Genomic DNA, 22,422 nt, shown 5'->3' with positions numbered 1-22,422 from the left:
TCTCTTATGCCAAAAGCGGATTGTGGCTGGGATCATTTCTTTGTCCGATGATCATATTAACCGACCTGCTGAAAGATTGTCCAACGTGAAATTGTTTCTATAACACGGACGGTATTAAGAATGATAACGGCAACAGTTGTCAGAAGCCGGATTTTTGAATTTTTTTGGCACAATGGCCCACTCAAGAACCGCTGTTGGGAAAATACAATGTCTCTCATCAACACCATTACCGCAAAACCAAATTTTTAGGAAAAGATGTTTAATACCTTTTTGAAATACTTGCTGCTCTGTCAAAGTCTTGTCTGTTACACTATTTGAATGTTTATTCATTAAATAAAACGAATTTCATGATAAACCTCCAAGATTTATGGAGTGTGATACGGCAGATCTTAAAGACAATTTTCCAGCATTTCATATTTTAAATATGATCAATTTGCTGGAAAATTGTCATCATGGAATGTTGCTTTATTGGCTATTTACTAGGATTTTAACAACCTTTTTGTTATTAAGTTCTTTCAAGCGCTTTTTCCAGATATTCTAGGCCCAATTCTGTTATCCCTTTATATACGGATCCTTCTCCAATTTCTACAACAGGCACATGACGAACACCGTATTTGATCTCCAAAATATCCCGATATTCATCATGATTGGTTACATCCACTGTTTGATAAGGAATACCTTTATTCTCTAAATAATTTTTGACCTCTGCACAATATTTGCAGCTTTGCTTTGACCAGACAATAACGGATAATTCTTTACTCAACGGTTATGCCTCCTTAAATGTATTTTACTAGACGGAACTTTTTCTATCCGAGTTTCTTCTATAAATCTTATTGTTTTAATGCTTCAATTGTATATCTATTTACAGGGAAGGGAAGCCCTAAATTGCCCCGTAAGGTATCTGCCTCGTATTCAGTACGGAAGATTCCTCGTTTCTGAAGGATCGGAACAACATGATCTACAAAATCCTCCAGCGTATTTGGTACGGTCACAGTTAAGTTAAACCCATCAGCCCCTCTTTCCTCAAACCATTGCTGCACTAAGTCTGCTATTTTTTCCGGAGTTCCAATGAAAGGGGATCTAGGTGTAGTTTCCCTTAAGGCCACTTGACGAAGCGTTAAATTTTGCTCTTTTGCTTCCCTCTTGATTCGATCTGTTGTACTTTGGAAGCTGTTTTTACCTATATCGCCAATGTCAGGGAAAGGTGCATCCAAGTCATATTGGGAAAAGTCATGATGATCAAAATATCGTCCTAAGTAATCAAGTGCTTTGTCAATCGATACTAAATTGGCAATTTCCTCGTACTTCCGTTCTGCTTCTTCCTCCGTTGAGCCAATTATCGGAGAGAAGCCTGGCAAAATAACAATATCATCTGGATTTCTTCCGTAAGCCCTTGCTCTGTTTTTCACATCGCGATAAAATTCCTTCGCTTCCTCTAATGTTGGATGTCCCGTAAAAATTGCATCGGCCTCTTTAGCAGCCAAGTCTTTTCCTGCTTCCGAAGAGCCTGCCTGAAAAATAACCGGGTGGCCTTGCTTAGACCTGGAAATGTTAAGGGGACCTTGAACAGAGAAAAATTCCCCTTTATGATTTAATCGGTGCATTTTGGAAGGATCAAAAAATACGCCTGATTCTTTGTCTCTTATAAATGCATCATCTTCCCAAGAATCCCACAGGCCCTTGACCACCTGTAAAAATTCAGCAGCAATGCGGTAACGCGTAGGATGATCAGGATGTTCTTCAACCGTTTTGTTATAATTTAAAGCTGTCTTTTCAAGAGGGGTCGTGACTACATTCCATCCTGCACGTCCATGGCTGATATGATCGAGGGAAGCAAATTGCCGGGCTACTGTAAATGGCTCACTGTAGGAAGTGGAAACGGTTCCTATCAGACCGATATGGGAAGTAACCGCAGCAAGTGCAGACAAAATAGTAATCGGTTCAAACCTGTTTAAAAAATGTGGAATTGATTTTTCGTTGATATATAAGCCATCTGCAATAAACACTAAATCGAACTTTCCTTCCTCTGCTTTTTGTGCCTGTCTCTTATAAAAGTCAAAACTGATACTTGCATCAGGCTGAACGTCCGGATGCCTCCAGGCGGCAATATGTCCTCCAACTCCATGAATAAGTACACCAAATTTCAATTTTCTTTCCTTCGACATGATAGACCCTCCCTTTGATAAAGTTAAAAAACATATTCCCCATTTTCGGCATTGTTGTTATCTGACGAATTACCTTTTTCTAATTGTTGAGGGCTCAACAATTCAAATGACCTAAATCGTTCTTCTTTTTTTAAAATTGGGGTGTGTAAAATAAACTCATCTATTCCCAATTTAAGGTGAAGTTCATTTAAAATCTTAAATACATATGAAGGAGTCCCCGATACAATATTGGAATCCTGTTCTTCTAGTTTGTAAGGTTCTCCAGACTGCTTGCCAAACAATTCTCCTTGCTCCATTGTTAAAACTCTAACCGTTCTTCCACTCTGCAAAGTAACTTTCACAATTTTGCCGTAGTCCCTTGCTAGTAATTCAGCTTCTTGCTGTTCAGGAGCAGCTACGACGCCAATTCCCACCATAAACCTTCCTTTAGGAAAAAGTTCATGGTATATATTTGCAGCCCTTTCCAGTTCGTTATGGTCACTGTTAAAAAAGAGCCCATAAACAAACGGTGTTTCGTATTCAGCAGCCAGCTTGGCGCTCGATGCACTTGCACCAAGTAAAATTAATTCCGGCTTTATCGGAGGAAGAGGGGTTGCTTGAATACCCGCAAGTGGATGGGATTCTTCGACTGAATCTTCAATTAATTTTTTCAAAAAGGAAAAACGGCTTTCGAAATCACTTCCATCGTTTAATGTTCCATACTGGAGCGCCCTTGTTGACAGCGGAAGTCCTCCAGGTGCTTTTCCAATTCCTAAATCTACTCTCCCTGGCGCTAAATTAGATAACACATGGAAATTTTCTGCCACTTTGTACGGACTGTAGTGCTGAAGCAGAACACCTCCAGATCCGACCCGAATCGTCTTCGTATGTGCCAGCAAATAGGATATAAGTATTTCAGGTGAAGCCCCTGCTAGTTGATCCGTGTAATGATGTTCAGACAGCCAAAAACGTAAATACCCCCATTTTTCAGCATTTTTGGCCAAATTTACTGTTTCTTGCAAAGCTTCCGCCGCAGAGGTTTCCGGAAAGATAGGGCTTTGATCTAAAATGCTAAGCTCATAACTCATTTTTCTTCCTCCTATTTTCATTTCATACTTTTTCAGTATGAATAGTTCACATTAATTAGGATTAATCCTATCACCTAAATCCATCCATCGGCAATAGTTTCCATGATAGAAAAAATATAATATATTGATAGAAAATTTTAATGAAAACAATTTTTTACTACATACTAAATCCCCCATCTGTGATGGTCTGACGGGGGATTTAGGTCTATGCCATGATTAATGACCGTTATAGTCAGGGATTGCCTTGAAGAACATTCTTTCAAACAGTTCTTTCTCATCAGTAGTCGGTTCAAGAATTCCCTGCTCTTTTTGTTCTTTAATGAAGAATTTTACACTTTCCTCTGCTGTAAGCACACCAGGTTTCCAATGATATCCGCCAATCAGTTTTCCTGCTTCTTGAGCATCTACAGGAACATGTTTTGCATCTGCTACGATATGTCCCGCTTCACCTGTATTGTGACCTACCCAGTCTGCAGCTTTCAAAAGTGCTCGTGTTAAAGCAGCTGCTGTTTCAGGATCTGCTTTTGCCAGTCGTCCGCTGATGACAGAGTAGCAGCAATATCCAGATTTAAATGGTTCGTCATGAGCATTGCTCAGCAAGCGGTGAAATTTTCCTGTGTCAAGTGCCTTTTGGGCAGCCGGATCCCATGTAATAAATGCATCAATTTCCACTTTTTCTGCTGCTGTGGCTAGCTGCGGACCAGGATATACTTTCCACTCAACATCTTTTTTTGGATCAATGCCCGCTTTCTTTAACTGAATAGTTAGAGTAATTTGCGGTCCTCCCCCTATTAAGTCGATCCCGATTCTTTTCCCTTTCAAGTCTTTAATTTCTTTAATACCTGAACTTTTCAAAGTTGCAGCTTGAATACATCCCGCATGCAAACCGCCGGTCAGCTTCACATCCAGTCCTTGTTCAATTGGTTTAAACCAGGCGAAATTCCCGACAGTCGCGTCCACTTTTCCGGAAGCAATTCCATTTTTCAGCGTTTCAAAATCCATTTTTACAAGCTCTACATCCAATCCTTCTTTCTCGAAGAAACCTTTTGTTTCTGCTGAGAATATCGGTGCTTCACATGGAGAAGTACCTGCGTGGGCTAAGGTTATTTTTTTGATTTTTTTATCCCCTTGTTGCTGATCACCTTGTGCAGTGGTTTGTCCAACATTCCCCCCGCTGCTTTGTTGTTCAGATTGACATCCTGAAAATACACTTATTCCAACAATCAGTCCTGCTGCAAAAAGCAATTTTGTCTTTTTTGATAATGTGTTTTTCATTTTCCTCTCCTATCCTCCCATTCTAAATTTTTTCGGTAAAATGATAGATTAGCCCTGATAGAATCGAATCGCCCCCCTGCCTTACTAAGATTCAAGAATTTTTATATCAAAGACCGGAGTTCGGTCTTAGCAAACTAATCAAAAAATTCTAAATAATCAAATAACTATGTTGACATCCTCTCAAACTAAATTTATAGTAAACATATCTGAATAATATAATTTAGACAAGGAAGTGGATAATTGATGAAAAAATCCATTCAAATCTTTCTGTTTAGCATATTTTTCCTTCTCATTGGCTTCACGATATACTCTCAGCTCTTTTCAAATCAGAACGATGAAAAAAGAGCATCGGGACAAACAGAACAAAAGGAATACCCGGATATAGGATACTTAGCTCCTTCCTTTTCCTTAAAAGGACTTGACGGTAAAACCCATGAGCTCAAGGACTATCTTGACAAGCCCGTTGTTCTTAACTTTTGGGCCTCCTGGTGTCCGCCTTGTATCGAGGAAGCACCCAATTTTGTCAAGTTGCACAATGAATACGGCAAGAATGTCCATGTTTTGACTGTCAACTTGACCTCTATAGATGATTTACAAGCTGCAAAAATCTTTGCGGAGGAGTTTGGATTTGTTTTTCCAGTGCTTCTTGATGAAGATGGAAGTGTGGCAAAACGATACCACATCAAGCCCATTCCAGCTACATTCTTCATTAATCAAGAAGGAACCATTGTCGACGGAGCATATGGCGGACTTACCTGGTCCGATTTAGAATCCCGAACCAAAGAATTAATCCAAACGGATTCTTCTGCATAGATAGCCTTTACGGCTGTCTTTTTATTATTGGATTGTAAATTGGAATGTTTGCATTTGGTGCGAATACAAAGTACTTACATGGGCAATGAGACTGTAAGTTCCTGCCTCTGAAAATTGTCCTTTAAGAGTATACGTTCCCTTAGAATCGGATTTTGTATTCATAAAAAGTGGTTCATTTAGTCCTTCCTTCCAAATTTCAAACACAACCTCTGCATCTGTAACAGCTTTCCCCTTAGATGTTACTTTTACTGATAACGCAGCAGCCTCATTAACCTGAAGCTCTTTTGGATTCGTTGAGAATTCCATTGTTAGATCTGTTCCGGTTTCGGCCATCCCGCTCTCAACAGGCTCTGTAAACTTATCTTTTTTTTGTAAATCACCCGATGCTTTATTTTCAGAACAACAAAACAAAAGGACACTTAACGAACATATAACGAAAAAAGCGAAAATTAATTTTATTTTTTTCATGGGTGAAACCTCTTCAATTTTTGATTAAATGGTATATTCCGGTTGCGGTATGTCAGGGACAATATGCAAAGTTTCCAATATTCTTGATCTATACTCAAAAAACTCAACACTGTTTCTCAATCTTGGGCGGGGCAAATCAATTTTGATAATTTCTTTGATTTTAGCCGGCCTTGGCGTCATGACGATAACACGGTCGCTTAAATAGACTGCCTCGTCAATATCATGGGTGACGAAAACCATCGTTGTTCCCCGTTCTTTCCAAATGCGCAAGATTTCATCCTGCAAATTCATTCTTGTAAATGCATCCAATGCACCAAGGGGCTCATCAAGAAGGAGGACCTTAGGATGATTAACAAGGGCTCTTGCTAATGCCACCCGTTGTGCCATCCCTCCCGAGAGCTGATGAGGATAAACTTTTTCAAATCCTTTTAATCCAACCAAATCAATAAATGTATCTACTTCTTCTTTTTTGTTCTTCAGAAGTCCCCTTGCCTGAAGGCCTGTTGCCACATTATCCCACACTGTTTTCCATGGAAACAGGGTAGGATCCTGAAATACAAGGCCGCGGGAATAATGAGGACCCTTAATTTCTTCACCATCTAAGGCTATGCTCCCCGTTGTAGGGTAATCTAAGCCTGTGATAAGGCGTAATAATGTAGATTTCCCACATCCGCTTGGACCGATAAGAGAAATAAATTCCCCTGGTTCAATATCTAAATTCACTTGATTTAACGTAACGATTTTTTGTTTTGCATTGTCTTCAAATATTCGTGACACATTGTGAATAGAAATATGTCCACCTTTTTCCGATCTTACCATTTCATCATCCCCTTCTGATAAATCAAGATGCGATCTCTGATTTTAAAGAATATTGCAATAATACAGGAAAATAAAACTGCCATAATCAACAATGCTGCGTACACCTTGTAATATTCCGCCCATCCTTGTGCCCATTGTATATACCATCCCAGTCCTGCCTTAACCCCAAGCATTTCAGCAACAATTAAGGTGACGAATGAAACTCCAAGCCCCATAAACAGCCCTACAAAAATAGATGGGAAGGCCGATGGAATAGCTACCCGAAGAATTAAGTATCTTTCATTTGCCCCAAGTGTTTTTGCAACTTCAAAATAGGAATTGCTTACGCTTGCAACACCAGTCCATGTCATAATAGAAACAGAAAACCATGTACTTAGCGCAATCAAGAATGTACTTGCCGAAAAACTGTTTGGAAAAACAACCAACACAACAGGAATCCATGCAGTTGCTGGTACCGGTCCGATTAAACGCAAAAAAGGATTTACCCAATAACGGAATTTTTGATACCAAGCCAGCAGAATACCTGTTATGAAACCGACCAATGCCCCGATCAAATACCCGATAAATAAAAGTCTCAAGGAATGAAGAGTACTAATAGCCAGTAAACCTTTATCTTTAATGATTGCTTCAAAAATCTTAACCGGTGATGGAAAAAAGGGCATCGGCAAGAGATTCAATTTTTGCGTAATGATCTCCCAAACAATTAAAATCACAAACACAAAAGTTAAAAATGGAGATTTGTTCTCCAGCCAGTTAAAAACTGATTTATTAGAAAAACCAACGGCAATCAAAACAATAGACAAAAATAAAACAATTAATAAAAGCCAGCTATATTGAGTCTGCACAGAGATGATCTGTTTATCAGGCAAAAATTGATGTTGAATAAGCGTGATGATGATAACAACTGGTAGTAAAGCGACTTTCGTTTTTTCCCTAATGGATAAAGGCTTTTTATCCTCTGTGTTCAAGGAAATTTTTTCAACTGCTTCTACATTCATTTGTATCCTCCTTTTTTTCTTGTAATGGATAACATTTGGATCACCTTGATGATTATTTTTTACGGATCCTCATCTCCTTTTACAAAAATTATTCCTATTTTTTGGGTACGAATAATTTGTTTTAGTCGATTTTTAGACTTATCCTATCATCAAATCCTTTGAGTAGCAACATATTCCATGATAGAAAGAATTTTTGTTTACCAAAAAAAAATCTATTAATCTCGCAAAAAACGTTTAATAACGTTGTTTTTAAAACCAATCTGAAAGATCTTTTTAAATAAAAGAACTGCAACAGGTAAAATGGTTAACAAGCCTGAATGTTAGCTGCGGAAAAAAATGATAAAAGTGAGAGTTTTCTAGTGGAATGAAGCAAAACAACATAAGGGCATTGTACATGATCTGGATAGTTGAGGAGTCAAATGCAGTTAAATTATCATTAAGGAAATAGTTCAATGTTAATAAGAATCATAGCTTCTCTGGATGATGCTTAGTATGATACAATATGGAATTAGTCTAACGGACCGCATTATACTGAAACCTCTTCAGATTTTTTAAATCTCATAGCAATTAAAAGAAAGTTAATTGATTTCTCAGAAGAATTATAAAAAACCCCCGCCTTGTCCATGATTATCTCACGGATCCCGAGCAAAAAACCCTTTTGGTAAAGATCAATTGCTAATATGAAGACTAATTGAGAGAACACAAGAATTAAGGAGGAGCCTGAACAAACGTTCAAATATTAATGAAGGAAATCAAAGGCATTAAAAATGAAATGCAAGAAACTAGAAGTAATCTTAAAAATGGAGAATCTCAACTTAACGAAAACACAAAACTGGCAAAAACCATTTACTCATTAACTTTCGCTAGGGGATGGCGGACACTATGCTTGAGGTTTCTATCATATGTATAAATTTGCTGCTAAATTAAACTTGATTGAATAAGCTGTCAATTCTTTACGGTGTGATCAACACAACTTTAATTTTGCCTCTCCTTTTGTACCAATTTTTTACCTAAATCAGTATTTGTGAAATGCAGCTTCATTTTCTAATCTTGAAAGGAAACTGCCACGAATTTCCTATTTTCCAAATATAATCACCACTCTGAACAAAATTTATGGTAATATATTGAATATTGCAGCATGTTTATTTTACATTTTAGCTACTGCACTATTTATCGCAATAAGAGGCAGGATACTGCCACTCTAATTAGAGTAAACGAAAATCAAGAAGCAATAAATAGACAATAAAAGGTTTTGTTTCACTTTTCTCATAGTCACAGCAAAATCGTGATGCTCATCCAATAGCGAAACATTTTAAAAACATGGCTTGTACTCTATATAACACCTTGTCCATGAATCTTTGGCATTTTTCTCGATGGGTGGCAAGCGGTTGAAGTCTAGACTTGCCGCTATTTTTGTATTATCAAAAATTGAGGTGCTTGTCTCGTTTTTTTGTGCACATTTTCACAAATAAATTCAGTTTGACTTGTTACATTAATTTTTGAAGCAAGGTTTCACTTCACTCATATTTTTTACACTTTTTCAACTGTGCCTTGCTTTTAATACTTGAACTTTGTTATTTTTCTGTTCTTAAACAATCCGTGCCTTCATTACATCTGTCAATTTCCCAGCCGGTTGTAATAGGAATTGGCTGATTTCTCGGAGTATTTATTCGCGATTTTGCCTTACATGTTTGTAACCAGTAGGGCAGGAAAACTTGAATTAAATAGTTTATCTATAGGTTTATTTGATCATAATAACGGAAGTAAGGAAAATGATTTGAACATTTTTCCTTTGTATCATTCAACAAATTGAACGTCTAAATTTGTCGTTTTATACAAAAAGAAATTGAAATATAGTATGATAAAATTTATTCAAATCTAAATGTAAGCGTCACAATTTGATTATCAAGAGGAGTTGCGGGGAATAATAACTTAAATTTTTCGATCATGAAATCTGACATATGATGACCTTCGCAACAGAACATTGAAAGGGATTTCATTTATGAACTTAAGGAGGAGCGATCATGGAAAATCAGCTGCAAAGAGGTTTAAAAGAAAGACATATTACACTGATTGCATTAGGTTCTGCAATCGGAGTCGGGCTGTTTTTAGGATCTTCAAGCTCGATCAAGCTGGCAGGTCCCGGTATAATGTTATCCTACCTTTTCTGCGGAATCATTTTATTTTTCATTTTAAGAGCGTTAGGAGAAATGGCTGTCCATCATCCCGTTGCCGGTTCATTCAGCCAATACGCCAACGATTATCTTGGTAATCTGGCAGGATATATTACAGGGTGGAATTATTGGTTTGTATGGGTCATTACTTGTATGACCGAGCTGACAGCCGTTGGAATCTATATGGAATTTTGGTTTCCGGAGGTTCCGCGATGGATTTGGATTCTGGCAGCATTAATCATCATGATGAGCTTTAACTTTCTTCAAGTCAGTGCTTACGGTGAGTTGGAATTCTGGTTTGCCCTAATCAAAATTATTGCGATTATCTTTATGATTATTATTGGCTTGGCCATGATTTTGTTCGGATTCGGCAATAACGGAGTTCCTACAGGAATCAGCAATTTGTGGGAGCACGGCGGCTTTCTTCCTAATGGTCTTGAAGGTGTCTTAATGTCATTTCAAATGGTTATGTTTGCCTTTCTAGGAATCGAAATGATCGGCGTAACAGCCGGTGAAGCGAAAGATCCGGAAAAAACGCTTCCTAGAGCCATTAATTCTACTTTACTTCGTATATTAATTTTTTATGTGGGTGCGCTGTTTGTCATTTTGTCCATTTATCCGTGGAATGAAATTGGGACAAGTGGAAGCCCCTTCGTTTTAACCTTTGACAAAATCGGTATCCCGGCCGCAGCAGGCATTATCAACTTTGTCGTTTTAACCGCTGCCCTTTCCTCCTGTAATACAGGAATTTTCAGTTCGGGACGCATGTTATACAACCTTTCCCATAATGGACAAGCTCCGAAGGCATTTGGCACATTAAACAAAAAAGGCGTTCCTTTTAGAGGGGTTATGGTTACATCAGCCGTTTTATTATTCGGAGTTCTGCTTAACTATTTAGTACCGGCTCAAGTATTTACTTGGATTGCATCTATCTCAACATTTGGCGCTTTATTGACTTGGTTTATTATTTTATTAGCACAATGGCGATTCCGAAAATCGATTACACCTGAACAACAAAAAAATATCAAATTTAAAACCCCGCTATACCCGTTATCCACTTTCATTGCAGGGGCGTTTCTCATATTTGTCGCAATTCTGCTTGGCTACTATCCAGACACAAGAATCGCCTTAATAGTCGGTCCGCTTTGGGTTGCCATTTTAGTCATTGCATATTACGCTGCCAACTTGAATAAAAGACAAAACGAAGCTGAAGTGAAAGAGACTTGATCGTTTTGGACAGCGGTTCGCTATCGAATATAGTATTTTCAAATGCTTATAAGTTGTTCGCTATCGCCAACCCCTTATCAATAGTTAAACATATTAAGATTAGTAGGGGCTATCTAAAAAGATCATTTTAAGGTAAAATACACCAAAATTAAAGCTCTAAGAATGCTGTAGCAACAACATTCTTGGAGCCTACTTTTTTAGATTTTGGGACGTAAATACCACTTTTCGGTCCGCTCTTTTTCGAAAATGATACACTATTTATAACAAAATAAAATGATTAAAGATAGAATCGAATTTTTTCAACAGAGAGGCTGTCCAGAAAGATTCACAATTTGGCTGCAACTTTTTCTTTCCAAGAACTCGCTGTCGTTTGAAGGACTTGATTGAGCTCCTCAATGTTTCTTCTACCTTCTGTTCTCATCCATTCTCTTCCTTTTTTTTCTCCTTCATTTGCAAATACTTTTACACCACTTTTCCAAGTTGCCCGTCCGCATAACACACCGTTAAATGTAGAGCCAGCTTCTTTAGCAAATTTTAACGTTTCCTGAAACAACTTCGCAGAAACGCCTGCGCTTAAGAAAATAAAAGGTAATGGGGTTACTTCGCTTTGTTCTTTGAAGAAACGCAGCGCTTCTTCACGTGAATACACAGTTTCTCCTTCGGAAAATCCTTCTACGAAATTCATATTTACCGGAACTTCTACTTTAAGGACATCCACATGATATTGTGATTTTGAAAATTCCTTCATTGCTTCAATGACTTTGTAAGGTTTCACCTTGGCATACTCTATTCCTTTTTCATCTTGGATAGCAGCATCATAAGTTACGATTTCAAGAAAAAAAGGAATATCTTCCGCCATGCATTCAGAACCAATCCGTTCAATGTAGACATGTTTGTACTCATTAATTTCCGCATCTTCATCTACGTCATAATAAAGCAAAAATTTTACGGCATCGGCTCCCTGTTCCTTTAAGCGTTTGACGGACCACTTATCAAGTAAATCTGGCAGGCGACCAGGTTGAGAGGCATCATATCCAGTTTTTTCATAGGCAAGAATTAAACCTGCATGTTCATTCCTTTTTCGGGATGCTGGCAACCCGTATTCAGGATCGAGTAATATCGATGTAGAGAAAGGGGTTAACTCCGCAGAAACGATTTCTTTAAACTTAATTATATCTTCATCGCCAGCTGATGTGTTTCCATGTGAAGCAATCATTTTTTTCAAAGAACCCCGTTGATCTATGGCTAATGCGCCAATAATATGATTTCCATTGGATAAACGTTCGAGTGCCTCAATTTTAGAGCGACTTAATGTAAGCATGAGTACCTCCTGTTTAATTCTCATTCATGTTATAGAGAAGTTTTATATGTTTTGAATCCTTTTCTATCATTTTTTGGAAAGGCTGTTCTTTATCTTCTAATTTGAATTCTCCGGTGATTAATGGCTGTACATTTATTTCTTTTTCAGCCATATATCTTATCCCACTTTCCCACTCATAACCAGGAAACGGGCTGCTGTAAGACATCCATGAACCTGTTATTTCTAATTCACCGCGGAGAATTTTCTCAAACACTTTTGGCGGAAAGAGGATGTCTTTGGTACATGTGCCAATATAGACGACTTTCCCTCTTTTTTTAACAAATTCAACAGCTTGAACTTGAGTCAACGCACTACCTGCTGTTTCATAAACGATTTCAGGCAGGTCATGAGTAGAAAAATAATCTTTTAAAGTTTGTTCCTTCGGATTAATCACTACATCTGCCCCGATTTGCTTTGCTATGCTGATCTTATGCGGATTTAAATCCACTACAATAATCTCTCCTGCACCTTTGGCACGGAGCGTAAGCAATGTAAGCAATCCGATTGTACCGGCCCCTAAAATTAAAACTTTGGCTCCTGAATGAAGATTGACTCGATCTACTCCATGGATAGCAACTGTCAATGGCTCAACCAGCGCAGCCTCTTTTAATGAAAGATGGTTTGGGATTTTTATACAATTCCTAGCCGGCACCTCAACATATTCTGCCATTGCACCGCTCTGTCTTGAGCCAATAAAACTGTAATGGGTACACATCGCAGGCTCCCCTTTTTGACAAAATTCACATTTTCCGCAAGGTACAAGAGGAGCAACCGCTACGCGGTCTCCACGACTTACAGATGTTACGTTTTCACCCACTTCCTCCACAATACCGGAAAATTCATGCCCCAATATTTGTGGAAATGAATGAACTGCGCCATTAAAATATCTCGGAAGATCTGATCCGCAAATACCGCAATAAGCCACTTTAATAACGACGTTTCCTAATCCAGCACGTGGTTTCTCCATTTCTTCCAGACTAAAAGTTTTGACATCTACTACACTTAGCGCTTTCAATTTGACCACTCCTAAAAGTATCTTGGGTGCTTATTTAATTATTATTCTCATCTGAATAGATGGTTTTCTTCTTATATTTCATAAATGTGTACCCGAAACAGAACGCATAAATGAGAAAGATGATAAAGAATCCTATTCCCATTTCCAGGCTAAACCCTTTGGCTAGCAAATAGGTAATGGGACTTCCTGATTGGTCTAGAGATGAAACACGTTCTCCGACATCCACCAAATTTACACTTTGCCCTAAAGCGGTTTGCAACGATATCATTTGGTTTGCAATCCAAATCGTAATAAACATAATAATGGAGCCGGAAATAAGTGTTCTAAAGAGGTTTCCTTTGTGAATTGCTACCGCCATCGCCACAAAGAAACCGATCGTTGCGAGATCACCGAAAGGTAACACTTGGTTTCCGGGAACAATAGCAGCAATTAAAACCGTCAACGGAACAAATAGCAAACTAGCTGATATGACTTGGGAATCTCCCAGCAGCAAAGCAGGATCCAAGCCGATTTTGTAGTTGCCGCCGCTAAATTTTTTGTCAAGCATTTGTTTGGCAGCATCTGAGATAGGTAATAAGCCTTGCATAATTAATTTTACAACCATTGGCATAAGCACCATGACACTGGCCATTTGTACAGCTAATTGCAGCGCTTGGCCGACAGGATACTTTGCTAATAATCCAATAACAAATCCAAGTATGGCACCAATGATGGTTGGTTCACCAAAAACACCTAATTTTTGTTCTATTTTTTCACCGTCAATTTTAATTTTGTTTATTCCCGGTATCTTCTCGATTAAATCATCAATTGGCGATGCAATAACTCCCATATATGCTGACGTTCCGTGCGGTATTGCAATTCCTTCCAAGCCGAAATAATTATCTGTGACTTGACCAAACATATCCCCCAATTTATAGGCAATAATAGCATGGACAATAATACCAATAATGCCGAAAGTGAAATTGTCGGTTGCCACATATACAATCGCCCCTGTAAAAGCCATATGCCAAATATTCCAAATATCTACGTTAACAACTTTTGTCATCCGTAAAAGAAGCATCACGATGTTAACAGCTATGGCAATCGGGATCGCAATTAATCCCATAGCAGAAGCCCATGCCATAGGCGATGTGCCCGGCCATCCTAAATCAACAACTGACAGCCCCAAATTGAAATTGTCTGCCATTGCTTGAGCTGCAGGTCCCAAGTTTTTATTAAGCAAATCAACGACTAGCCCAATTCCGACAAATCCGATTCCAATTGTTAAACCAGAGCGTAATGATTTACCGACACCTTGCTTTAACAGCAAACCAATTATAAAAATAATGATCGGCAGCATGACGCTAGCACCTAAATCAACAATATATTGGATAACAGCCATGTCAAATCCCCCATTTGGCAAGCATTTATTTAAGAATATCTAAAATTTGCTGTTCTGTTTTTTGAACGTTTACTCCTGAAATAAACGCCACTCCATGAACAACTGGGACGCCGAAATCTTTCGTTACTCTTGCAGTAGTAACGATTAAATCGGCTCCATCTTTTTTAGATTCAAGCTCATTCATTCTGCATTGTATAATTTCTGCATCTATATTTTCCTTTTTTAATAATTCTCTAATTTTTTCGGCAGCCACAGTAGAAGTTGCTACAGCTCCACCGCAAGCAACAATTATTTTCTTTTTCATATAAATTACCTCCATCCATTTATTTATAAAAATTTTTTAATGATCGTTTCCATCTCATCGGAATTTTTGCTATTAAACAACCCTTTGATAAATTCTTCTTTTTTGATCGAATCGATAAGCTGCCGCAAGGTTTCCAAATGTTTTTTTCCGTCTTTAATAGCCATCAAAATGACGATGTGGATGTCAATGATATTCTCATCGCTTCCCCCCATTTCAGCAAATGTTACCGGATTTTTTAAAGTTGCAAAAACTAATCGATCTTCATTAACTAGAGTTCCATCTGTATGAGGTATGGCTACTCCAGGGTTCACTGGTAAACCAGTGGGATATTCTTTTTCTCTCTTTAAGAGTGCTTCAATAAAACCATCCTTTACAATTTTATCCTCCATAAGAGCCTGTCCTATCGTTTCAAATAGTTCTTTTTGGTTGCTAACATCTAAATCTTTTATAATATACTTGGAATCAATCATCGTTTTCCTCACCCCCGGATGCTCCTTTTGCAATCACTACCTCAACATTATGCTTTAATATTTCCGATTTAATTTCTTCATCAATATCTTTATCAGTGATAATAATATCTACATCGGAAAATGTAGCAGTCTGGTTAAAAGCGGTTGTTCCGAATTTACTATGGTCTGCAAGAATAATTTTATTTTGGCAGTGTGACATCATTTCTTTGGAAATTTCAGTTTCTCCAATATGGTGATTCGTAATACCGCTAAAGCTGTCAATACCTCCGCAGCCAAAAAAACCAATATCAACATATATGTTTTTTATATTGTTTGAGGCAAATGGTCCATAAAGGGAATCTTCATTTTTTCTTACCATCCCCCCCAAAATCACTAAATTAACTGAATCACTCCGCAACAATAAATTAACGATTGGAATTGTATTCGTGACAACGGTGATATTTTTTAATTTTAATAATTCCTCCGCCAAGAGGTACGTTGTTGTACCATAATCGAGATAGATAATATCGCCGTCTTCAACATGTTTAGCTGCCTCTTTTGCAATGGCTCTCTTGGCTTCTAAATTTTTTGTTTTCCTTCTTTCATAATCTGATTCTTGATTAGGCAAATCCAAAACAGCTCCGCCATGAATTTTTTTGATTAATCCTTCTTTTTCCAATTCGTATAGATCTTTTCGAATTGTTTCCCTAGTTACTTTCAACATTTTGCTTAAGCTCAAAATCTTTACTGCTTTCTTTTCTTTAAGAATTTCAATTATTTTTTCTTTTCTTTCTGCTGCATTTAGCAATTTATCACCTGCTTTCCTGTAACCGTTTTCTATATTATAAGCCAATTTAGTCATAATCGCAATACTTTTCTTTGCATTTTTTTGCTTTTTTGATTAAAAAACCAATATTTTATTTGCATTTAGCCTTAATATATTGCTATTTTTCTTTGCAATTGCTAATATACTGATATAAGGAGAGTGTATTCCATGATCCATTTAATTTGTCCCAATCCGGCTATAGACCGAACACTATTAGTCAAAAACTTTTCTCCTTCCACCCCAAACAGACCATTTGAGGTGAAGGAATTCCCTGGTGGAAAGAGCTTCAATGTGGCATATGCTATAAAACAGGAAAATCCAATGGCCGAGGTTTGCATTCATACGATAATCGGCGGACATAATGGTAAATATCTATCTGATTTAGCCAAAAAACGCAAAGTAAATCTTGTCATTACAGAAGTTATGCAAAATACAAGAGTCTGTAATATTGTTGTAGATACGGAGAAAAAAGTAATCTATCCCATTTATGAAAAAGGTTTAAGCTTAACAAATGACATTTTGAAGACATTTAGCCAAAATATTGCAGCAAACGTTAAGGATAATGACATTATTGTATTTTCCGGTTCATTGATGAAAGGTATGCCTGACAATTATATTGCAGAGATTTCAAAAAAGTTAAAAAAGAGAAATGTCAAAATTTTTGTTGATACAAGCGGAAAACCTTTAGTAGAAGCATATAAAGAAAAACCATATATGATAAAAATCAATGACGAAGAAATTATGGATCTATTTCCGAAAAAAAAACTCAACACTATCCAAGACTACCATCAATTATTATCAGGTCAAACTAACATACCGTTTTTTATTATTACTTTAGGAAAAAAAGGTGTTATTGCCAAAATGGAAAATGAATTTTTTTATTTAAAAACAAAAGAAATAGAAGCGAAAAATCCAGTTGCATCTGGTGACTTTTTTTTAGGTGTCTTGACTAATTGCATTGATCAAAATATTCCGTATGAGGAATCACTGAAATTAGCAATTTCTTATTCAGCAGCCAATTGTTTAAACTGGTATCCAGAAGTAAGAAAAGAGGATGTTAAAGCAATTTATTCAACAGTGAAGGTGGAAAAATTGCCAAAAAACCCTTTGTCTTAATAAAGAGATAAATTTATTACTGCAAAGTTCTCTATCACGTAGCGAACAGATGAAAGATGTAAGATGGCTGGCAATCCAGACAAACAGAATCATGTTGAATATAAAACAGCAATTTTTCAGGAGACTGTCCAAAAAGTTAGGATTAACTGACTTTTTGAGCCCCGAGTGTAAATTAGCACATTATTTCAGAATCCCTTTTTCCAATTATTTCGGACGGATTCGGAAATAATGCGAATTATTCCAGATTTTGCAGATTATATCCGAACGTTTGCATATTATTTTGGATGATCAACTAGAATGAGGATAGAGTGGGATGGAACACAGCAGAGGCCGATCGGCCCCTGCTGTGTTAGTACCCCATTTCTTCGGCTGCCATACGCACGATATCTTCGTCAATCATATCTTTTTTCCATTGAGCGCCGTATAACAGGCAAGTAGTGGCGAGGTTGTTGATTGATCTGCGGCGATGGCCTGAACCCACCATAGGGCTCGTATGTATATGTCAACAAATGGCGAAACAGATTTAGAGATTAAGAGTCTTGAAGATTTACCAAAATTCAAACAACTAATGGAGCATTTGAAGATGAAAATAAATAAAAGTCAATTAGCAAGAGATCTGGGTGTAGATCGGAGAACCATAGATAAGTATTTAAAAGGGTTCGTTCCTAAACGGACACGAAAGAAGACTTCGAAAATTGATGAGTATTATGAAACGATCGCAGCCCTCCTTTCGGAGGATTCCAAGCAGTAATTTTATTATCGCCGTGTACTATGGCAGTACTTAAAAGATAATCATGGATTGGATTGCACAGCATCCACTTTCCGGGCATATATGCGGAAAAGCCAGAGTTTAAAGCTCTTTGAGGAGGACAAACGATTTCCTTCTCCAAAAGGTACTGCACGATTTGAAACACCGATAGGAAAACAAGCACAATTAGATTGGAAAGAGAGTATTCCTTTTGAAACAAAGGATGGTCAATTGGTTGAAATCAATGTAGTCGTATTAATTCTTTCCCATTTGTTTATTGCAAAATAAAAATACAGAGGGGCTGTCCGAAAAGTCGATTGAATCGACCTTGGGCTCAGCCCTTTTTTCTGTTTTTAGGGTACAAAAAAATCGTCCTTTTTTATAGAATGAAATTGACCAAAAAACATTCTACAGAAAGGACGATTTCTTATGAATAATCAAATGACTATTCAAGAAAATTATAACACGCAATTAGAAATGACTCTAGAGGGTATTCAAAAAATAGAGGTTCAAAAGAATAAGAAACGCAAAAAACTAGTTTTCCAACCTTATTGCAATCGTCAAGTCATGAGCATTTTAGATATCGAAATGTATATTCCTGAAAATCATGTCGCCCGTTTAGTGGATGAAATGGTGGAATCGATTCCGGATGAAGTGTTGTATACTCATTATGTTGGTGGGGGTCGTGCACCCTATCACCCTAAAATGTTATTGAAAGTGATTTTATATGCGTACACTCAAAATGTTTATTCAAGTCGGAAAATAGCGCAAATGGTGAAAGAAAATCTTCCGATGATGTGGTTGGCGGGATTGCAAACCCCTGACCATCGCACAATAAATGATTTTCGTAGTGTTCGTATGTCAAACATGATGGATTCTGTATTTGAACAATTTGTCCTTCAACTAGTAGAACAAGGACTTATCGACCTCGACCATATTTTTGTGGATGGTACGAAAATAGAAGCGAATGCCAACAAATATACGTTTGTATGGCGAAAATCCGTAGAAAAATATGATCAGAAACTACGAGCCAAAATTCAATCGTTTCTACAAGAAGCGCACCAAATCGCCTTGGAGGAATTAAAAGAAGAACAATTAGAAGAAGAATTAGAAAAATCATCGGCACAACTTTCTGAGAGAATAGAAGCTTTGGAAAAAGATTATAAACAGGAAGAAGACAAAGAAAGAAAAAAAGAACTTCGCTCTAAAAAATCCCAACTCACCAAACAACTGAAAACGATTCAAACGGATTATCTTCCACGATTACGAAAATACAAAGTACAAAAACAGATTCTAGGTGAACGAAATAGCTACTCGAAAACCGACCATGAGGCCACTTTTATGCGAATGAAAGAGGACCATATGAAAAACGGCCAACTCAAGGCGGGTTATAATGTTCAACTCGCCACACAACATCAATTTATCGTGGGATTTGAAATTTATCAAAATCCAGGAGATACTCGCTGTTTCCAACCATTTATGGAAAAGTTATTGGAATCGATGCCGAAGGAAAAGAAACTCAAGTATGTCATTGCCGATGCAGGATATGCGAGTGAAGAAAACTATTTATATGCGATTGGCGAAGAAAAAGAACCTCGTTTTGAATTATTAGCCCCATACCAAACCTATTTGAAGGAACAAAGTAAAAAGTTTAAAAAGGATTTATCAAAAGTACAAAACTGGAAATACATCGAAGAAGACGATTGCTTTATCTGTCCGAACAATCGGAAAGTCGTATTCAAGTATTATCAAAAAAGAAAAAATGCATCTGGATACATACAAGATTTGAAAGTGTACGAGTGTGAAGATTGTACGGATTGCCCGTTGAAGAATGGGTGTACGAAAGCCAAAGGAAATCGTCGAGTATATTGGAACACGATTTATGAAGAAATGAAAGCGAAAGCCAAAGCAGCTCTTGGTGACGAACAAAAGGCAGCTCTTTATGCGAAGCGTAAAGTGGATGTCGAAAGTGTGTTCGGTAACATCAAGGGCAATTTGCGTTTCACTCGATTTCTGTTACGGGGGCTTCATAAAGTCCGAACAGAATTCGGGATTGTGGCAATGGCCCACAACATACTGAAATGGGCCGCAAATTCCCAAACCAATTTCAAAAATAAGGAAACAGAGCGAATGGAAAAACTCATTGTTTTCTCCATTCGCTCTGTTTTTATGGACTTTTTAGACAAGCCCTTGATTGCATAAAAAAAAGGTTTGCCAGTTCCCAATATCCCCTCTACATGTTTAGGTTGTGTACAGACTTAAACAGGTGGAGGGAAAGAAAGGATGCTAGCAATGCCTGCAGTTAATTATATCAAACATTTAAGAGAAAACGAAGACTTGTCCATAAATGAAATTGCAAGAAAAACAGGACATAATTGGAGAACCGTGAAAAAATATGCGGATGGTGATTTATCTGAACAAGAAGTTGTGAAGAAAAAACGTGGAATAATGTATGAAAAAGGGTATGGAGAAATAGTGGATTGTTGGTTAGAGGAGGACATGAAACTAAATCGAAAAGATCGGAGAACAAATCTAGCGATTTTTGAGCAATTGAAAGAGGAATATGGGTTCGAAGGTTCGTATCGAACTGTCTAGAGTACCCTCCGGGTGAGACACAGGGTGATTTTGGGAACATGACCACTGTGAAAGACGGGGCTTATAAAGACGTGAAAACGTTGATTTTAAGCTTTTCATACAGCAATGCAGCGTTTGCTTATCCTCTTCCTTTGAAAATACAGAGTGTTTTTTAGAAGGACTAAAACAACTGTTTCACCAAGCAGGAGGAATTCCAACGTATTTGAGAATGGATAATCTAGCTGCCGCCATTGTGACGGTAGGAAAAGGAGACCAATGGGAGTATACGGATGCCTTTCTACGGTTCCAAGCGCATTATGGGTTTAAAGTTCAACCGTGTAATCCGGCCAGTGAACATGAAAAAGGAAACGTAGAAAGAAAAGTCAGTTATGTACGGAATCACTTTTTTGTCACGGCTCCTATCATGGAGGACTTCAAACAACTAGCTGAGTGGCTGAAAAAGAAGATGATCGAAGATCGGAAACGCCTGCATTATGAAAAAGGTGTCAGCATCGAAGAATTATGGCAAGACGATCAAAAGAAGCTAAAAGTGTTGCCATTAAAAGATCTTCCAATCTTTTCAATCGATACAGTCAAAGTAAATAAATACGGTGAGATTAAGGTCGATGGGGAAAAGTTTGTGATTCATAAAGTCCGGATCAAGCAGTCCTTAGTGATGAAGAAAGAATGGGACCGATTTATCTGTTTTACCAACGATGGGGAAATAATTTTCCAAGAATTCCGTCCGTATATGACGCCCATATTATCGCCTTCACAGGAGAAAGTTATCGTTTAAGAAACGCCCTTTCTTCTGTGAAGAAATCAGATTCCAAATAATAGAAAATGAGCTTGCAAGCCTCTGTAAATTTTACTGCAATTATCTGTATTTTTTGCTTGCAAAAACAACTCAGCAAGCTGATTGACACTTTCATATGTTTGTTCTAGTTCCCTTTTCATCCATTTCCGTTCAGAAAGAAACCCTCCTAAGGCTTCACGGCTTCTCATCGCTTCTTCTCTTTTCTCTTTATCAGGCGGTATATACCATACTCCATTGCCTGAAGGAGCCGTCGTCCCGCTAGTGCCGCAATAACCTTTATCCACCAAGATAACCGTTGCCCCGTTCTTTTTGGCTGATAATGCAGCCCAAGCGCCGGCAGGCCCTCCGCCTATAACAAGAACATCTGCTTTAAAACTTACATCATATATTTGATTGATTAATTTTTCAGAATGATTGAATGCCATTTTATCCATCCCCTTTTCATCATTTAAAATCGTTTTTACTTTTTTAAACTGAAATTCCCATAAAAAATGAAAAGAGACTTCCATAAAATGAAGGAAGTCTCCAGTCGTCTGGTCAACTCATACTAAATCCCGTAATTTTCACTAATTGAGCCACTTTGGAGCTGCTGTTTTCTGTAAAGCCAAACCTTTCCTTGCTGATGAGCTGCCCGCTTTCATACTGTCTTATTTCAAATTGAACATATTTATTTACTTTGGTTTTAACCAAAAAGAGCCGCTGTCCTCTATGTGACAGATGAAAATCTTTCTGCATCATCCTATAAGAGACAGGATGGTTATCACCAATTAAAATCAAGCATTTTCACAATCCTCTTGTTGTCACCTCAAATTGTTTAATGAACCTG

19 protein-coding genes and 3 pseudogenes are annotated in these 22,422 nt (G+C 37.6%); 7 read left to right on the top strand and 15 right to left on the bottom strand.

All coding sequences use genetic code 11. The annotated features are described in order from the left end of the window. Positions 1-505: 505 nt before the first annotated feature. The 4 genes from NSS70_RS01425 to NSS70_RS01410 all read right to left on the bottom strand — a co-directional run bounded on the left by NSS70_RS01425 (position 506) and on the right by NSS70_RS01410 (position 4,507). Entirely contained in the window at positions 506-763 is a 258-nt protein-coding gene (locus tag NSS70_RS01425) for a glutaredoxin family protein (protein ID WP_327856032.1), read from the bottom strand. Between the two features lie 67 nt (positions 764-830). Further along, the gene (locus tag NSS70_RS01420; RefSeq protein ID WP_327856031.1) at positions 831-2,165 is read right to left on the bottom strand and encodes an LLM class flavin-dependent oxidoreductase; all 1,335 of its coding nucleotides are present in this window, start codon (positions 2,163-2,165) and stop codon (positions 831-833) included. 23 nt (positions 2,166-2,188) lie between these two features. Further along, on the bottom strand, positions 2,189-3,232 hold the full coding sequence (locus NSS70_RS01415; RefSeq protein ID WP_327856030.1) for an MsnO8 family LLM class oxidoreductase: 1,044 nt from the start codon (positions 3,230-3,232) through the stop codon (positions 2,189-2,191). A gap of 216 nt (positions 3,233-3,448) precedes the next feature. Continuing rightward, positions 3,449-4,507, bottom strand: coding sequence for an ABC transporter substrate-binding protein (locus NSS70_RS01410; RefSeq protein WP_340880813.1), 1,059 nt, complete (start codon positions 4,505-4,507; stop codon positions 3,449-3,451). A 243-nt stretch (positions 4,508-4,750) separates the two neighbouring features. Here NSS70_RS01410 and NSS70_RS01405 point away from each other — a divergent pair, with 243 nt between their 5' ends. Further along, entirely contained in the window at positions 4,751-5,320 is a 570-nt protein-coding gene (locus NSS70_RS01405; protein WP_340880812.1) for a peroxiredoxin family protein, read from the top strand. A 24-nt stretch (positions 5,321-5,344) separates the two neighbouring features. Here the strand turns inward: NSS70_RS01405 and NSS70_RS01400 are convergent, their stop codons facing one another. Genes NSS70_RS01400 through NSS70_RS01390 form a run of 3 tightly spaced genes read right to left on the bottom strand, consistent with a single transcriptional unit; the run spans position 5,345 to position 7,605 of the window. Then, the gene (locus NSS70_RS01400; protein WP_339193916.1) at positions 5,345-5,788 is read right to left on the bottom strand and encodes a FixH family protein; all 444 of its coding nucleotides are present in this window, start codon (positions 5,786-5,788) and stop codon (positions 5,345-5,347) included. A gap of 24 nt (positions 5,789-5,812) precedes the next feature. Beyond that, positions 5,813-6,607, bottom strand: a complete 795-nt coding sequence (locus tag NSS70_RS01395) for an ABC transporter ATP-binding protein (RefSeq protein WP_339193914.1) — start codon at positions 6,605-6,607, stop codon at positions 5,813-5,815. Continuing rightward, complete coding sequence (locus NSS70_RS01390; RefSeq protein WP_339193912.1) at positions 6,601-7,605, bottom strand: ABC transporter permease; 1,005 nt, start codon at positions 7,603-7,605, stop codon at positions 6,601-6,603. Before NSS70_RS01390 ends, NSS70_RS01395 begins: the two co-directional genes overlap by 7 nt. Positions 7,606-9,629: 2,024 nt before the next feature. On the opposite strand from NSS70_RS01390, the gene NSS70_RS01385 reads away from it, so the two are divergent. Further along, on the top strand, positions 9,630-11,006 hold the full coding sequence (locus NSS70_RS01385; protein WP_063386488.1) for an amino acid permease: 1,377 nt from the start codon (positions 9,630-9,632) through the stop codon (positions 11,004-11,006). A 325-nt stretch (positions 11,007-11,331) separates the two neighbouring features. Here NSS70_RS01385 and lacD read toward each other — a convergent pair whose 3' ends face one another. From lacD to NSS70_RS01355, 6 genes are read right to left on the bottom strand one after another with little or no spacing between them, the layout of a single operon-like run. Continuing rightward, a complete protein-coding gene (gene lacD, locus NSS70_RS01380) occupies positions 11,332-12,327 on the bottom strand; it encodes a tagatose-bisphosphate aldolase (protein ID WP_066250387.1) in 996 nt (331 codons plus the stop codon). A 13-nt stretch (positions 12,328-12,340) separates the two neighbouring features. Continuing rightward, a complete protein-coding gene (locus NSS70_RS01375; RefSeq protein ID WP_066250383.1) occupies positions 12,341-13,381 on the bottom strand; it encodes a galactitol-1-phosphate 5-dehydrogenase in 1,041 nt (346 codons plus the stop codon). Positions 13,382-13,415: 34 nt separating this feature from the next. Continuing rightward, the gene (locus NSS70_RS01370) at positions 13,416-14,762 is read right to left on the bottom strand and encodes a PTS galactitol transporter subunit IIC (protein WP_066250380.1); all 1,347 of its coding nucleotides are present in this window, start codon (positions 14,760-14,762) and stop codon (positions 13,416-13,418) included. 25 nt (positions 14,763-14,787) lie between these two features. Then, on the bottom strand, positions 14,788-15,066 hold the full coding sequence (gatB, locus tag NSS70_RS01365; protein ID WP_066250377.1) for a PTS galactitol transporter subunit IIB: 279 nt from the start codon (positions 15,064-15,066) through the stop codon (positions 14,788-14,790). Between the two features lie 23 nt (positions 15,067-15,089). After that, positions 15,090-15,536 carry a PTS sugar transporter subunit IIA gene (locus NSS70_RS01360; protein ID WP_066250374.1) on the bottom strand — a complete coding sequence of 149 codons (447 nt, stop codon included), beginning with the start codon at positions 15,534-15,536 and terminating at the stop codon, positions 15,090-15,092. Continuing rightward, a complete protein-coding gene (locus NSS70_RS01355; protein ID WP_339198356.1) occupies positions 15,529-16,377 on the bottom strand; it encodes a DeoR/GlpR family DNA-binding transcription regulator in 849 nt (282 codons plus the stop codon). Before NSS70_RS01355 ends, NSS70_RS01360 begins: the two co-directional genes overlap by 8 nt. A gap of 132 nt (positions 16,378-16,509) precedes the next feature. Between NSS70_RS01355 and NSS70_RS01350 the strand changes: the two genes are divergently transcribed. From NSS70_RS01350 to NSS70_RS20715, 5 genes and pseudogenes are all read left to right on the top strand, one after another. After that, complete coding sequence (locus tag NSS70_RS01350) at positions 16,510-17,457, top strand: 1-phosphofructokinase family hexose kinase (RefSeq protein ID WP_340732442.1); 948 nt, start codon at positions 16,510-16,512, stop codon at positions 17,455-17,457. 493 nt (positions 17,458-17,950) lie between these two features. Beyond that, a pseudogene (locus NSS70_RS01345) lies at positions 17,951-18,475 on the top strand (IS21 family transposase); the annotation flags it as partial. Between the two features lie 159 nt (positions 18,476-18,634). Next, positions 18,635-20,407 (top strand): IS1182 family transposase, encoded by a 1,773-nt coding sequence (locus NSS70_RS01340; RefSeq protein WP_340880808.1) that lies wholly within the window; start codon positions 18,635-18,637, stop codon positions 20,405-20,407. Positions 20,408-20,488: 81 nt separating this feature from the next. After that, a pseudogene (locus tag NSS70_RS01335) lies at positions 20,489-21,533 on the top strand (IS21/IS408/IS1162 family transposase); the annotation flags it as partial. Next, a pseudogene (locus tag NSS70_RS20715) lies at positions 21,527-21,616 on the top strand (ATP-binding protein); the annotation flags it as partial. The pseudogenes NSS70_RS01335 and NSS70_RS20715, both read left to right, overlap by 7 nt. Here the strand turns inward: NSS70_RS20715 and NSS70_RS01330 are convergent. Beyond that, complete coding sequence (locus tag NSS70_RS01330) at positions 21,602-22,105, bottom strand: FAD-dependent oxidoreductase (protein WP_445290575.1); 504 nt, start codon at positions 22,103-22,105, stop codon at positions 21,602-21,604. The pseudogene NSS70_RS20715 and the gene NSS70_RS01330 sit on opposite strands and share 15 nt — an antisense overlap. 28 nt (positions 22,106-22,133) lie before the next feature. Continuing rightward, positions 22,134-22,373 carry a hypothetical protein gene (locus NSS70_RS01325; RefSeq protein ID WP_340880806.1) on the bottom strand — a complete coding sequence of 80 codons (240 nt, stop codon included), beginning with the start codon at positions 22,371-22,373 and terminating at the stop codon, positions 22,134-22,136. Positions 22,374-22,422: the final 49 nt, after the last annotated feature.

Source organism: Aeribacillus sp. FSL K6-2848 (genome assembly GCF_038004325.1).
Lineage (GTDB): Bacteria > Bacillota > Bacilli > Bacillales > Aeribacillaceae > Aeribacillus > Aeribacillus composti.
Note: the sequence above shows the minus strand (reverse complement) of the source record. Positions and strands in the feature narration are given on the sequence as shown.